General features: G+C 42.2%; 14 protein-coding genes. 7 read left to right on the top strand and 7 right to left on the bottom strand.

Features of this window, described 5'->3' with window-relative positions; translation table 11 throughout:
- Positions 1-142: 142 nt before the first annotated feature.
- On the top strand, positions 143-1,567 hold the full coding sequence (locus BAU14_RS03475) for a PLP-dependent aminotransferase family protein (protein WP_161898684.1): 1,425 nt from the start codon (positions 143-145) through the stop codon (positions 1,565-1,567).
- 4 nt (positions 1,568-1,571) lie between these two features.
- A complete protein-coding gene (locus BAU14_RS03480) occupies positions 1,572-2,300 on the top strand; it encodes an NADPH-dependent oxidoreductase (protein ID WP_161898685.1) in 729 nt (242 codons plus the stop codon).
- 336 nt (positions 2,301-2,636) lie between these two features.
- Here BAU14_RS03480 and tuf read toward each other — a convergent pair whose 3' ends face one another.
- The 4 genes from tuf to rpsL all read right to left on the bottom strand — a co-directional run bounded on the left by tuf (position 2,637) and on the right by rpsL (position 7,081).
- The gene (gene tuf / locus BAU14_RS03485; RefSeq protein WP_161898686.1) at positions 2,637-3,824 is read right to left on the bottom strand and encodes an elongation factor Tu; all 1,188 of its coding nucleotides are present in this window, start codon (positions 3,822-3,824) and stop codon (positions 2,637-2,639) included.
- Between the two features lie 162 nt (positions 3,825-3,986).
- Complete coding sequence (fusA, locus tag BAU14_RS03490; RefSeq protein ID WP_161898687.1) at positions 3,987-6,074, bottom strand: elongation factor G; 2,088 nt, start codon at positions 6,072-6,074, stop codon at positions 3,987-3,989.
- An 81-nt stretch (positions 6,075-6,155) separates the two neighbouring features.
- A complete protein-coding gene (rpsG, locus tag BAU14_RS03495) occupies positions 6,156-6,626 on the bottom strand; it encodes a 30S ribosomal protein S7 (protein ID WP_161898688.1) in 471 nt (156 codons plus the stop codon).
- 41 nt (positions 6,627-6,667) lie between these two features.
- On the bottom strand, positions 6,668-7,081 hold the full coding sequence (gene rpsL / locus BAU14_RS03500; RefSeq protein ID WP_161870242.1) for a 30S ribosomal protein S12: 414 nt from the start codon (positions 7,079-7,081) through the stop codon (positions 6,668-6,670).
- A gap of 465 nt (positions 7,082-7,546) precedes the next feature.
- Here rpsL and rpiA point away from each other — a divergent pair, with 465 nt between their 5' ends.
- The 4 genes from rpiA to BAU14_RS03520 all read left to right on the top strand — a co-directional run bounded on the left by rpiA (position 7,547) and on the right by BAU14_RS03520 (position 10,762).
- Positions 7,547-8,227, top strand: a complete 681-nt coding sequence (gene rpiA, locus BAU14_RS03505; protein ID WP_161898689.1) for a ribose-5-phosphate isomerase RpiA — start codon at positions 7,547-7,549, stop codon at positions 8,225-8,227.
- 141 nt (positions 8,228-8,368) lie between these two features.
- The gene (locus BAU14_RS03510) at positions 8,369-8,956 is read left to right on the top strand and encodes a recombinase family protein (RefSeq protein ID WP_161898690.1); all 588 of its coding nucleotides are present in this window, start codon (positions 8,369-8,371) and stop codon (positions 8,954-8,956) included.
- A gap of 374 nt (positions 8,957-9,330) precedes the next feature.
- Positions 9,331-10,017, top strand: a complete 687-nt coding sequence (locus BAU14_RS03515; protein WP_161898691.1) for a 2,3-diphosphoglycerate-dependent phosphoglycerate mutase — start codon at positions 9,331-9,333, stop codon at positions 10,015-10,017.
- A 103-nt stretch (positions 10,018-10,120) separates the two neighbouring features.
- A complete protein-coding gene (locus tag BAU14_RS03520) occupies positions 10,121-10,762 on the top strand; it encodes an SGNH/GDSL hydrolase family protein (RefSeq protein WP_161898692.1) in 642 nt (213 codons plus the stop codon).
- 79 nt (positions 10,763-10,841) lie between these two features.
- Here BAU14_RS03520 and BAU14_RS03525 read toward each other — a convergent pair whose 3' ends face one another.
- The 3 genes from BAU14_RS03525 to BAU14_RS03535 form a co-directional block, all read right to left on the bottom strand.
- The gene (locus BAU14_RS03525) at positions 10,842-11,855 is read right to left on the bottom strand and encodes an alpha/beta hydrolase (protein ID WP_420022075.1); all 1,014 of its coding nucleotides are present in this window, start codon (positions 11,853-11,855) and stop codon (positions 10,842-10,844) included.
- 376 nt (positions 11,856-12,231) lie between these two features.
- Positions 12,232-12,489, bottom strand: a complete 258-nt coding sequence (locus tag BAU14_RS03530; RefSeq protein WP_161898694.1) for a hypothetical protein — start codon at positions 12,487-12,489, stop codon at positions 12,232-12,234.
- Positions 12,490-12,543: 54 nt separating this feature from the next.
- Entirely contained in the window at positions 12,544-13,701 is a 1,158-nt protein-coding gene (locus tag BAU14_RS03535; RefSeq protein WP_161898695.1) for a hypothetical protein, read from the bottom strand.
- Positions 13,702-13,905: 204 nt separating this feature from the next.
- Between BAU14_RS03535 and BAU14_RS03540 the strand changes: the two genes are divergently transcribed.
- Positions 13,906-14,724 (top strand): SMODS domain-containing nucleotidyltransferase, encoded by an 819-nt coding sequence (locus tag BAU14_RS03540; protein WP_161898696.1) that lies wholly within the window; start codon positions 13,906-13,908, stop codon positions 14,722-14,724.
- Positions 14,725-14,728 lie beyond the last annotated feature (4 nt).

The following is a 14,728-nucleotide window of genomic DNA, read 5'->3' on the forward strand; positions in this document are numbered from 1 at the left end:
CGTCCTCTCATTCAAAGGACAACTTTGTACTTACACCCTTCTTTTAAGAAGTATAGTTCACTGAAAGCTTGACGAAAACAACCAATTGGTTTATTTTGAAACCAACCAATTAAATTTTCTGACGATTTAAGGAGGAATGCTCATGTGGCAATTGGATCGCAGCGACAAAGCTCCTTTGTTCCAACAAATCATCGCCCAGATTATCCGTTATATTCAAGAGGGCCAACTCACCCCTGGAGATAAGCTGCCGCCGGAACGCAAATTGGCTGCCCTCTATGGGGTCAATCGTTCAACCGTCAACCACGCATTGGAGGAGCTGGTCAGTCTGGGCTGGATCACCCGTCGTCAAGGCAGCGGAACCGAAGTAGCCAAAGGACGTTGGGGCAGTCGTCAAGCACCTCAATACCAATGGCAGCTGCTGCTCCGCCAAACTCCTTTTGCGCCGGATCCTTATCTCTCAGGGCTGAATACTTGGAAGGCAGAGCCGGATGCATTGGATCTCTACACGGGGGAATTGCCCGCTTCATTGATTCCGGACTTTCGCTTTCCAGCAATGCGCTGGGAAAATATTCTGGCAGCCGAACGTCGCACCGGCCCTACTGGTTATGCCCCGCTAAAAGAGATTATCCTTCAACGGCTTTTTGAAAATTATGGGATCGACAGCACCGGACAAGACCTGTTGATTACTTCCGGCTCTTCCCAAGGGATTTCCTTGATTTTGCAGACCTTATTGGCCCCCGGAGAAACTATCGCCACTGAAGAACCTTCCTTTCTATTCTCACTGCCCTTGTTTCAACCACTGGGGATTCATCTGGAAGGAATTGCCTGTGATGAAGAAGGCATCTTACCTGAAGCTTTGGAGCGCTGTATTATTCAAAAGAAGATTCGCTTTTTGTACCTCAATCCTACGTTTCAAAATCCTACCGGCCGCTTGATGAGTCTGGTGCGCAGGCAAGCGATCATCGCCGTCTGTCGCAAACACTACATTCCCATTATTGAAGATGATGTCTTTGGTGAATTAGATTTTAGTTCTCCGTTGCCAAAACTAAAAACGTTAGCTGCCGATCAAGTCATCTATCTGGGGTCTCTCTCCAAAATCTTTGGTCCTTCCATCAAAATTGGCTGGTTATTAGGTCCGAAAGATTTGATTCACAATCTGGCAGCCGCCAAACAGCGGATGGACGTCGAAACCAATATCTTCCCGCAGCTGCTCGCTGACAGTGCCCTTCGCTCACCAGAATATACCACCAATCACGCACAGCTGATGACCGAACTAAAACGGCGGAGAGTAGCCTTTTCTGAGGCTCTCTCTTTTGCGACAGCAGACTGGCAATTGCGCAAAATCAGAGGCGGCCTTTACACTTGGCTCACTTGGCGGCACCAGCCATTAACTCGCCGGGACTGGGAATACTTTTTGCAAGAAAAACTACTAGTTGCCCCGTCGTTTCTCTTCAGTAATGATACAATGTCTATGAGAATCAACTATACCCGGATGGACCCCGACCAATTGCAGGTTTTTGCCCGCCGATTTATCACCGTCACTGAAAAACTAAAACAAAAGGAGTAACCCCATGACACAGGAAACCATCGACTTATTGCAAAACCACCGCACCTATCGACAATTTGATAAAGATTACCAGCTCTCTGATCTGCAGCTGCAACAGATCTTAGACAGCGCCCGCCAAGCCCCGACTTGGATGAACGGACAGCTGTATTCGATTTTAGTAATCAAAGACCCTCAGATTCGGGAACAACTGGTTTCTTGGAATCCCGGCAATCCCCACATGAAGGACAGCTCCGTCTTCTTGATCTTTTTAGCAGATCTGAAACGGACACAAAAAGTTGCCGAAGACAAAAAAGTCCCTTACCGAGTGGGCGAAAGCATCGACCCGCTATTGGTAGCTACTGCTGACGCCGTCTTCGCTTTGCAAAACGCGGTTACTGCGGTAGAAGCGCTGGGTTTAGGCAGTGTTGTTGTCGGCAGCATTCGCAACAATATTGATGAAATTGCCGAACTGCTCCACTTGCCAGACTATGTTTTTCCAGTGGCTGGTCTAAGCATCGGTAAACCTATCGTGGACATGCAGATCAAGCCGCGATTGCCACAAGCAGCCGTCGTTCATTTCGATACGTATCAAGATTATGATTATTCCTTGATTGAAGACTACGATGCTACGATGAAGAAATTCGGCGAACTCAGAGAAACCAAAAATTGGACCCAAAAATTCGCAGATACTTTCAGCCGTCCAACTAGCAAAAAAGTCGACGCCTTTCTCAAAAAGCAAAAACTGCTGGATTAACACGGACAACCTTTCCAGTTTCAGATTCGTTTTCTAACACTCCCCCCAACGATTTAAGAACGCGCGCTGACCTCAATTATTTCTGAATAGTAACTTGCGAACAGTTTAACAACTCAAATGCGGCAATGACTGTTTGAAAAAAGAAGCGGCTTCCGTTAAAAAACAGAAGTCGCTTCTTTTTTGAGCAACATACACGTGAGCAGACTTAGAGGATAGCGCTAAGATGATTTTGCCATACCGCTCACGTTAAAGAGCTGGATAAAGCAAAAAAAGCAGCCGCAATTGCGACTGCTTTTTTGAGTTCTGATTTGCTCAGATAGTCGTAAGTCTTTCCAATTAAGCTTGGATAGCTGTTACAACGCCTGAACCAACAGTACGTCCGCCTTCACGGATAGAGAAACGAGTACCGTCTTCGATCGCGATTGGGTGGATCAATTCAACTTGGATAGTTACGTTATCGCCAGGCATTACCATTTCAGTACCTTCTGGCAATTCAACAACACCGGTTACGTCAGTTGTACGGAAGTAGAACTGAGGACGGTAGTTAGTGAAGAAAGGAGTGTGACGTCCGCCTTCTTCTTTAGTCAAAACGTAAACTTCTGCAGAGAATTTTGTATGTGGAGTGATTGAACCTGGTTTAGCCAATACTTGACCACGTTGGATGTCTTCACGAGCCACACCACGCAACAATGCGCCGATGTTGTCGCCTGCTTCAGCGTAATCCAACAATTTACGGAACATTTCAACACCAGTTACAGTAGTTTTAGCAGTTTCTTCTGCGATACCAACGATTTCTACTTCGTCGCCGACGCGGACTTGTCCACGTTCAACACGACCTGTAGCAACAGTACCACGGCCTGTGATTGAGAATACGTCTTCCACTGGCATCATGAATGGTTTGTCAGTGTCACGAACTGGAGTTGGGATGTATTCGTCAACTGCAGCCATCAATTCCAAGATTTTTTCTTCGTAGACAGGGTCGCCTTCCAAAGCTTTCAAAGCAGAACCAGCAACAACTGGAGTGTCATCGCCTGGGAAGTCGTATTCGCTCAACAAGTCGCGAACTTCCATTTCTACCAATTCCAGCAATTCTTCGTCGTCAACCATATCCATTTTGTTCAAGAATACGACGATGTAAGGTACACCAACGTTACGAGACAACAGGATGTGTTCACGAGTTTGAGGCATAGGACCATCAGCAGCAGATACTACCAAGATCGCGCCGTCCATTTGAGCAGCACCAGTGATCATGTTTTTAACGTAGTCCGCGTGTCCTGGGCAGTCCACGTGAGCGTAGTGGCGAGCTTCTGTTTCGTATTCAACGTGAGCAGTTGAGATAGTGATCCCACGTTCACGCTCTTCAGGAGCACCGTCGATTTGGTCGTAAGCAGATGCTTGAGCCAAACCTTTTTTAGACAAAACTGTAGTGATAGCAGCAGTCAAAGTTGTTTTACCATGGTCAACGTGTCCGATTGTACCAATGTTTACGTGTGGTTTCGAACGGTCAAATTTTTCTTTAGCCATTTTAGAATGTTCCTCCTAAAGTTCAGTTTAGTTTATTTTTTGATAGGTAGGAAGCCGTCAAAACGACTCCCAGCCCTTATCATCGAGTTTATTTTACACGAATCTCTGAAAAAAACCAGCCTTTTCAGAAGTTCGTATGGAGCATCCTTAGAAGCCACAAGATTATTCAGCTTTACCGCCGTTTTTCTTGATGATTTCTTCTTGGATAGATTTCGGTACATCTTCGTAGTGGTCAAATACCATCATGAAGGTACCGCGACCTTGTGTTGCAGAACGCAAAGTTGTTGCGTAACCGAACATTTCAGCCAATGGAACGATCGCATTAACGATCTGTGAATTACCATGTGCTTCCATACCTTCGACGCGTCCGCGACGAGCAGTAACGTGGCCCATGATATCGCCAAGATAGTCTTCTGGAACAGTGATAGTAACTTTCATCATTGGTTCCAAGATTACTGGGTTGGCTTTTTTCGCAGCGGCTTTCAAAGCCATAGAAGCTGCGACACGGAAGGCAGTTTCATTGGAATCGACATCGTGGTAAGAACCGTCATACAGTTTTGCCTTGATATCTACCAATGGATAGCCGGCCAAGACACCGTTATCCATAGATTCTGCCAAACCTTTTTCAACCGCTGGGATGTATTCACGAGGAACCACACCACCGACGATTGCGTTTTCGAATTCGAAGCCTTTACCTTCTTCGTTTGGAGTGAATTCCACCCAAACGTGACCGTATTGACCTTTACCACCAGACTGACGGACAAATTTACCTTCAGCTTGTGTTACAGGAGCACGGAATGTTTCACGGTAAGATACTTGAGGCGCACCAACGTTTGCTTCAACTTTGAATTCACGACGCATCCGGTCAACCAAGACATCCAAGTGCAATTCACCCATACCGGAGATAACTGTTTCACCAGTTTCAACGTTGGTTTCAACACGGAATGAAGGATCTTCTTCTGCAAGTTTTTGCAGTGCCACACCCATCTTATCTTGGTCAGCTTTTGATTTTGGTTCAACGGCTACTTGAATAACCGGATCAGGGAATTCAATAGATTCCAAAATAACCGGAGATTCCAGTGCACACAAGGTGTCACCAGTAGTCGTGTCTTTCAAACCGACAGCAGCAGCGATATCGCCGGAGTAAACCTTATCGATTTCAGTACGGCTGTTGGCGTGCATTTGCAGGATACGACCGATACGTTCCTTCTTGTCTTTAGAAGCGTTCAATACGTATGAACCACTTTCAAGGACACCGGAATAAACACGGAAGAAAGTCAGACGACCAACAAACGGGTCAGTCATTACTTTGAAGGCCAGAGACGCAAATGGTGCTTCGTCATCAGCCGGACGAGTAACTTCTTCGTCAGTTTTTGAGTCGATCCCTTTAATTGCTTCGATATCCAATGGTGAAGGCAAGTAGTCAAGGACCGCATCCAACATCAATTGAACACCTTTGTTTTTGAAGGCTGAACCAGCCAATACTGGGAAGAAGTCTACGCTGATTGTTGCTTGACGGATACCCGCTTTCAACTCATCTTGAGTGATTTCTTCGCCTTCCAGATATTTCATCATCAAGTCTTCATCAGTTTCAGCAACTGCTTCTACCAATTTGTCACGCCATTCTTCAGCGAGTTCTTGATAATCTTCAGGAATTTCAGTTTCTTGGATTTCTGTACCAAGGTCGTTAGTGTAGATTTCAGCTTTCATCGTTACCAAGTCAATGATACCAGTGAAGTCATCTTCTGCACCAATCGGCAATTGGATTGGATGAGCGTTAGCGCCCAAACGGTCGTGCAAAGTTTGTACTGAATACAAGAAGTCTGCACCGATTTTGTCCATCTTGTTACAGAATACAATACGTGGAACACGGTATTCAGTTGCCTGACGCCAAACTGTTTCAGTTTGAGGTTCAACCCCTGATTGTGAGTCCAAAACTGTAACTGCACCATCCAATACCCGCAGAGAACGTTGTACTTCGATTGTGAAGTCTACGTGTCCTGGTGTATCGATGATGTTTACGCGGTAGCCTTTCCACTGTGCAGTTGTTGCTGCAGAAGTGATGGTAATCCCACGTTCTTGTTCTTGTTCCATCCAGTCCATCTGTGAAGCACCTTCGTGGGTTTCACCGATTTTATGGATTTTACCGGTATAATACAGGATACGTTCGGTAGTGGTAGTTTTACCAGCATCGACGTGGGCCATGATACCGATATTACGAGTTTTTTCTAAGGAAAATTCTCTAGCCATGCTGCTTTGTACTCCTCTCTGTCGTAGGTCTATCCGGATCAGTAGACTGCTATACGCTCAATGAAATGAACGCTGCAGATCTTACCAACGATAGTGTGCGAACGCACGGTTGGCTTCTGCCATTTTGTGTGTGTCTTCGCGTTTTTTCACAGAGGCACCAGTGTTGTTGGCAGCATCCATGATTTCTTTAGCCAAACGTTGATCCATAGTGTGTTCGCCACGCAGACGAGCATAGTTCACTAACCAACGCAGACCCAAAGTCGTACGACGTTCAGGGCGCACTTCAACTGGAACTTGGTAGTTTGACCCACCGACACGGCGAGCTTTTACTTCCAATACAGGCATGATATTTTTCATTGCTTGTTCGAAAACTTCCAATGGATCATTCCCTGTAGATTCTTTAATATTTTCAAAAGCATCATAGATAATGCTTGCAGCGATTCCGCGTTTTCCGTCAACCATGACGCGGTTGATTAAGCGAGTCACTAATTTTGAGTTATAAATAGGATCTGGTAAAACATCACGTTTTGCAACAGGACCTTTACGAGGCATCCGTAACTCCTCCTTTACGATATGTTAGTTTGTTAGTGTTCTTATCCTTTAGGACGTTTTGTACCGTATTTAGAACGAGATTGTTTACGATCGTTCACACCGGCAGTATCCAACGCACCACGAACGATATGGTAACGTACCCCTGGCAAGTCTTTTACACGGCCCCCGCGCAGCAAGACAACACTGTGTTCTTGCAAGTTGTGGCCGATCCCTGGGATATAAGCTGTTACTTCGATCAAGTTCGACAAACGAACACGAGCAAATTTACGTAAAGCTGAGTTTGGTTTTTTCGGTGTCATTGTCCCCACACGAGTTGCAACCCCACGCTTTTGAGGTGAGTTCACGTTCGTTTGAGTCTTTTTGAAACTGTTATATCCTTTGTTCAATGCAGGTGAATTTGATTTTTCAACCTTGGATTTACGAGGTTTCCGTACTAATTGGTTAATTGTAGGCATCCCCTAATCTCCTCCTTCCTTGATTCGCTTTCTAGTTCCACACATCCAGGTGGTTCTTTTTTTGCGATAAAAAATAATGCATTACTGCATCCTTATCAGGTGTGCGATCTGTCAGTCAGCACGTCCCGTAAGAGAGACCTGTACACAAAGCACCTTTGATAGAATATCATGGCTAAATGCCAGTGTCAACCCTCAGACTGTTTAAATTTGGTGCGGCAAGTCAACAATTTCTTTTTTTCAACTGATTCGCAGTACTCATCTGAAATGATTGCTACATTATAATAGATACAATTTCTGTTCGTTGCAGCTGTTTTCGGAAGGGCCTGTCAGATTTCAGTTATCTATACTATAAAGGGAGAAACACTACCATTTCATAACAAAACCCATTACAATAAAGCCGAAACGGTAGATTTCTTTTCTCTTTGAAGATCGAAGGCTGCTGAAACTAATGATGAGGTGACGAAGATGAATTTGAAGCAACTGGTAGGAGTCGAATCTGCAAAATTTATCAAAGACGATATGATTGTCGGATTGGGGACCGGATCGACAGCCTACTATATGGTAGAAGAAGTCGCACGGAAAATCAAAGAGGAAGGCCTAAAGATCACTGGGGTTACTACCTCCAACGCAACTGAAATCCATGCCCGAAAACTTGGTATTCCCCTGCGCAGCATCGACGAAGTCCCTTATGTGGATCTGACAATCGACGGTGCTGACGAAATCAGCAAAGACTTTCAAGGTATCAAAGGTGGCGGTGCTGCCCTTCTTTACGAGAAAATCGTCGCCACTTACTCCAAAGAAGTCATCTGGATTGTGGACTCATCCAAAATGGTAGAGACTCTGGGCGCCTTTCCGCTGCCAGTCGAAGTCATTCGCTTTGGCAGTCAGCAGGTCTTCAACCGCTTTCAAGAAAAAGGCTACCGACCTGTGATTCGTAAAAATACTGACGGCGAGTACCTTCGAACAGACAGCAACAATCTGATCATCGACTTGCACTTGCAAACTATACCAAATCCCGAACAATTGGCCGCAGAACTCACAAAAATGGTAGGCGTCGTAGAACACGGCTTGTTTTTAAATATGGTTAAGCGTGTTATTGTAGGATACGAAAACGGGCCGCAAATCCTTGAGAATCCTCAACTTTGATACTTTTTTCACATGTGCCAATTGTCGACTTTTGTTCATATTACGTCAATTTAATAATTTCAAATGAAAAAAATGGTATCATTTCTGTATGTTTTGTGCTAAATTTTTGTTAATAACCTAAATGGACAGAGAGGAATACCGATGAAAAAGATTGGATATGTACGGACGACGATTACGGACAATGATTACCTCTGCCAACAGGGACAGTTGACAGACTTTGGTTGCGATGAGATTTTTTTTGATTCCTTCGACAAGACCGACTGCCCGTTGCAGCCAGGAGAACTAGATACCGTCGTGGCTCAAATGCAACCAGAAGACACTCTGGTTGTGACCGACCTGTCACGTTTGGGACGCTCCACTCGGCAATTGACAGATCTCACTGGCCTGTTGGCAGCCCGCAACATCCACTTAGTGAGTTTGGCAGAAGGCATCGATACTCGCGAACCTTCAGGCAAATTTTACTTTAAATTGATGGATGGCCTGGCGGAGATGGAAAGCGTTTTGATCAAGGAACGGACCCTTGTAGGCTTAAACAACGCTCGTAAAAAAGGCAAAATTGGCGGTCGCCCTAAGATTGACCCTAAAGTTGTCCGACGCATTCGCCAACTGTATTTTGAAAAGAAAGAAACGATTCAGTACATTTCTTCCAAGTGTGGTGTTTCTGTCGGCACCTGCTACAAATACATCAACCTGCCGGAAGAAGATGTTGCTAAAATTTTGACCAAATAGTCGTAAAGTCCTGGAGCTGACTCCGGGACTTTTTCATTTTTGAAGATACGCCTTACTGCCACAACATAGTCTTCGTCAAACAACCATAAACTATTGAGACTATAATCAGAGTCTAGTTACTTGCAACAGCTGTTTTGTATTTTGACAAGATCTATCTTGTAAATAAAAAGCCGATTTTCAGTCGCTTTTTCGCAGAGTACGCCTCGTTTTATCCGGCTGTTTCAAACACTTGCATCTTGGGCATTTTTCAAAAGGATTCCCGCTTTTGTCAGCGACTTTTTTCTTTGTAACAATGGAAAAATACTGGAAAACATTGTACAATAAACAAGAAATTGAAAATTTCAGAAATCTGAAACCACAAAGGAGAGTTTTACATGCCAAAATTAGTTTTCTCTCGTCACGGTTTAAGCGAATGGAACGCTTTGAACCAATTCACCGGTTGGGTCGACGTTGATCTGGCTCCAGAAGGTGTGGAAGAAGCCAAAGAAGGCGGCCGTAAAATCAAAGAAGCGGGCATCGAATTCGATGTTGCCTACACTTCTGTCTTGAAACGTGCCATCAAAACTTGTAACTACATCTTGGAAGAATCTGACCAATTGTGGGTACCAACTGTTAAATCTTGGCGCTTAAACGAACGTCATTACGGCGCTCTGCAAGGGTTGAACAAAAAAGAAACTGCTGAAAAATACGGCGACGAACAAGTACACATTTGGCGTCGTTCTTATGACACATTGCCTCCATTGTTGAGTGTTGACGACGAAGGTTCTGCAGCAAAAGACCGTCGTTACGCTGACTTGGATCCTCGTGATATCCCTGGCGGCGAAAACCTGAAAGTAACTTTGGAACGAGCACTGCCTTTCTGGCAAGATGAAATCGCTCCGGCTTTGCGGGACAACAAAACTGTTCTGGTTGCTGCACACGGCAATTCACTGCGGGCATTGGCTAAACACATCGAAGGTATCTCCGACGACGATATCATGGACTTGGAAATTCCTACCGGCCAACCATTGGTCTACGAATTGAACGACGATTTGACTGTAGCTAAAAAATACTACTTGTAAGATCCGTCCACAATCCCACACAGCTTTACCGAAACCAGTCATTGCGACTGGTTTCTTTTAGCAACAAAAAAGAAATCGTTTACAACTTTTGTGAGGTGAAACAATGGAACTTCGTAAAAATGACCGACTCTTGTTTTTAGGAGACAGCGTTACAGATTGCGACCGGGATCGCACAAACCCCACCGACTTAGGTAAAGGTTATGTCTTGATGACTGCCGGCATATTGGCCGCTCGTCATCCGGAGGCACAGCTCACTTTCTTGAATCGCGGCATCGGTGGCAATAAAATTCAAGATGTCTTAAATCGGCTAGATGAAGACTGCCTGTCCCTACAACCAGATATTTTGATCTTCATGATTGGTATCAACGACACTTGGCACAATGTCGGTGGCCCTGAATTTGGTAAAGTTGCTGCAGCAGAAGCCTTTGAAAAAAGCTATCGGGAATTTTTAAACCGAGTAACCGCAGCTGGAATCAAACGAATCTTGTTGCTGGAACCCTTTGTCCTACCTTTTCCCGAAGACCGGCAGTCGTGGCGCAGTGATCTTGATCCTAAAATTCAAATTCTGCGCAACCTGGCCTCTGAATTTCGTTGTGAACTGCTCTGCTTGGATGGTCGCTTGAACGAGACAGCTGCCATCACCGGACCACAATATCTGACAGGTATCGACGGCGTCCACCCAACAGCAGCCGGACATGGTGTGATTGCAGGGGTAGTTTCTGAGAAATTTCGTTATCATTCTTGATAGAGCCACTGCTCAATAAAAAAGACCTTCAAATTGGGATTTTCATCCACTTTTGAAGGTCTTTTTTTAACGTTGCTTATCAAGAGCCAAGTTGTGCCAGCAAGAATGCCAACGTCTCCTCATAACATCGTTTGGCTTCGGCAGTCTGATAGTTAAACTGATATTCATGGGTCACTTCTTTTTCCACTTGATCAAAAAACAGACCTTGAGCGGGCACATTCAATTTCTTCAAGCGTTTCACCAAAGCAATCCCCTGATTTTGAAAGGAAAAAGCATTGCCATCTGTCACATAGGCTGGCGGAAAGTCGGTTGTCAATTGCTTTACCAGGCTAGCTTGGCGCAACAGTGGACTATTTTGCCAATTCTTAGTACCAATTAGCGACCACGCCACTGTCCTAACGAAAAATTTCATAAACAAACTATCTGACTGCTGCGTAGCCATCTGTTGAAGATCCACTGGCCCACAATAAGAGATTACACCTTTGAGCACCTTTGGCGACAATTGCTGCGAGATTCCCACCTCGTTTGCATATTTTTGGTTTGTTTGAGTCGCTGTATATTGTAAAGCAATTTGTGCCCCTGCGCTGTCCCCTCCAAAAAACAAACGCTTCAAATCCAGTCCTTGATCATGATTTTTCAAGTCAGCAATCAATTCCTCGGTCTGGATCACCTGCCCCGGATATTGTAAATCGGGAGCCGTTTGATAGTTCATCGCTACCACCGCAATCTGTGCATCTGCTGCAATACGGGTAGCAAATTCTTTGACACCCTCTTTACTCCCAGCAACGTACCCACCACCATGGACCCAGACCAAAACAGGTATTTTCTTTCCTTTTTGTGCTTTAGGAAAATAGAGATCATAGTTAGCCTTACTATACTGAGATTGATAGCCAATATCACGTTTCACTTCTACCTGAGGCTTAGCTTTCTCATAGGTAGCTGCATCCATAATCTCTATCGGACCATTGAACAAGTGCCCAATCACCATTGCTCCCGGCCGTGGCGAAAGCTGAAACACAAGGACTATCAGTAGGAGTATTCCAATAATCGTTCCCAGTACACTTAGTAAGATTTTCTGCCATTTTCTCATAATTAACCGCCTTTATCTGATAATGTAGGTGTCCCATTATACCACTATTCAATGACTGGGCTAGATGCCTGTACCTTTCACTTTTACTTTTCTTGATTACTAGACGCTGCCTACTAACCTGTTTTGGTCAATAAAAAAAGCACCTTCCAACTGAATGGAAAGTGCTTGAAATCGTTGACGTAACAACGATTAACGTTTTGAAAAGAGAAAAATGTAATAATTATGAATCTCAATCCATAGGAATCCTTTTATATAAAGGTTTCAGTAGTATGCATCCTACATCCAAATTGATAAAAAAGGATTCCTATAGGCAGTAGTTGAACCAATTTGAACCAAGATAGATGATAGTTGAATACAATTTCTGTTAGTAAATCTTGATCTAAAAATCATTGATCGCATCGGTCATAATTTGTAAAAAGTGTTCTTTCTCCGGTGCTTCATCAACACAATAGAGTACCAATGAATTTCTTACATAATTCGCATGGTCACGTAAAAGTTTTGAATTCAGCAGGATCCCTTTTGCATTTGCAAATAGCCCTGCAAACCGCATAACTGTCCTAGTATTTCCTTCTCTAAACGGATGAGTCAACCATAATCGAGCAACTAAATCTGAGAATAAAGGAGTCATATCTTCCACACTAATCTCAGTCCATTCAAATTGAACATTAAGCTCAATTGAATGGTCAGTTAGTTATTTTCCAAGTTGATTAATTAATGATTGTTCATATCTGGATGCTACTTTAAACAATTTAGCATTTTTACTATTATCTTTTCTAAAACGCTTATATTCATTTAGACTTTCATAAATAGCATTCCCAAATTCAGTTTGAAAAATATTCTGCTCATGTAGCGGATAACATCTTCCATCCTTAATAATCATTCGCTTTATTGGATTCAATGATAAAATATCGTTAATCCCATTATCTCTAGAACAAAAATAATGCATATACATTTGTTTAGTGTTGCTATTTCTGTCTGCTACTTGAGATTCCAAGCTACGAAGATGAAATAAATCCCAAGCCATGCCTCTTATTTTTGAGATAACATTTTTAGAATTAGCTTGAATTGCTCCAAAAAAAGAATTCACTCTACTATCTTTTGAAAAAAGTAAATATGCTAAAAATAGTTCTTGTTCAGCATAGGCATATAATTCTTTATTCACGCATTGGATAAGTTCCATCATTTTGTTTTTACTATTTTTGTTAGATTTAAAATTGATCTCATACATTTTTAACAGAATACAGTATATTAAATAATACTGATTCAAGTCTTTATCTGCAATACCTTCACGAATAGTCCTCAATGCTTGACTGACCTTATTTTCAATATCACTGTCTTTTGCTAGGGTCTCTAGTTCAAAGCTCTCGAATTCCTCTAAAGTTCGTGACTTATCAAATGCAAAAAAAGACACCAAGCTTTCACGAACATAATTTTTATCTATCTCATGTTTATTGGCTACAACTTCCAAAATATACGGTCCACAACTTATTTGAACTTCCTTTTCTTTTATATAAGATAAAAACTTTTTAAAAGAGTCGCTTGCTCTTTTATACAAAAGAAAATCTCTGAGATAGCCAACAATATTTGAATCGAAATCAAAACATCTATATACTTCTATTCTTCTCAAATAGGACTCGAAATTGTATTTATCAATTAATAACGTGTTTTCCATATTAGAAAAGCTTTGAACCACATATTTTTCAATGTCTTGTTTCATAAAATCTGATCCAAGATTATTAGAGTTATTATCAAAACAAATTAATCTAATATCTTGTGCTAAGTAATAGTTATCTTTAAAAACTTCCCAAGGTGTCTCTGAAACAAGTAACTCTTCCATAATTTCATCCATATTAACCCTCCTGTTTGTATAACTTTTATTAAATAATATTATAACTGTATTTTGAAAACATTAAATATTTAAAATTCTTTATCCTTGACATTAATCCTTACAAAGAAAATTTTTAAAAACATAACAAACAAGCGTTCCCTAATTATGCTATAATGAATAATTAAAGGAACGGAAAATTTTACAATGTAAAGGGGTATCATTAATATGAGCATTTTCGTAACTAATTCATACTTTATTCCATTAGAAATTAGAAAAAAGATTTCTGGAAGATACCATGTGATAACTAAAGCCATTAATAAAGAATTCTGGAATTCCGTTAGTGATTCCGCTCATAGCTTCTATGTTGGTTCTTATGGACGGGGGACTGCGATTAGTACTAGTGATATAGATATTTTAGTTGAAATTCCTTTAACTGAGTACGATAAATTCAAATCATCAACTGGAAACGGACCTTCACGTTTATTACAGTCCATCAGAAATACAATTAAAACTGTTTATCCTAGAAGTGATGTTCGAGCCGATGGTCAAGTAGTCAAAATTAATTTCCATGATGGAATTAAATTTGAAATTTTACCAGCATTTTTAAAGTCTGATTTTTGGGGGAATCCCGAAGGATACATCTATCCAGATTCAAATATGGGTGGGAACTGGAAAGCCACAAATCCAAAAATTGAACAAAACGCAATGAAGACAAAAAATGGTTCGAACTACAGCAACGGACTTTTGTATGCAACATGCAAACATTTCCGTTATGTCAGAGATACTTATTTTAGCAGCTACCACCTTTCTGGAATTGTAATAGATAGTTTTGTTTACACCGCCATGGGAAACTGGAAATATCTTGACGAAGGAAATAACTCGGCTTCCAATAGAGGCGACTATGAAAATGTTTTGTTGAATTACTACAATAGCAATCGAACTTGGGGGAAAATAAACTTATTATCTCCTGGTGGTAATCAACTTGTAGATGCTTCTAGTAGTATTGAATGCTTAGAAAAAGTCATTAAAAAAATAGCGCTATAATTAT

The sequence above is a fragment of the Candidatus Enterococcus leclercqii genome, from assembly GCF_009933135.1.
Classification (GTDB): Bacteria; Bacillota; Bacilli; order Lactobacillales; family Enterococcaceae; genus Enterococcus_C; species Enterococcus_C leclercqii.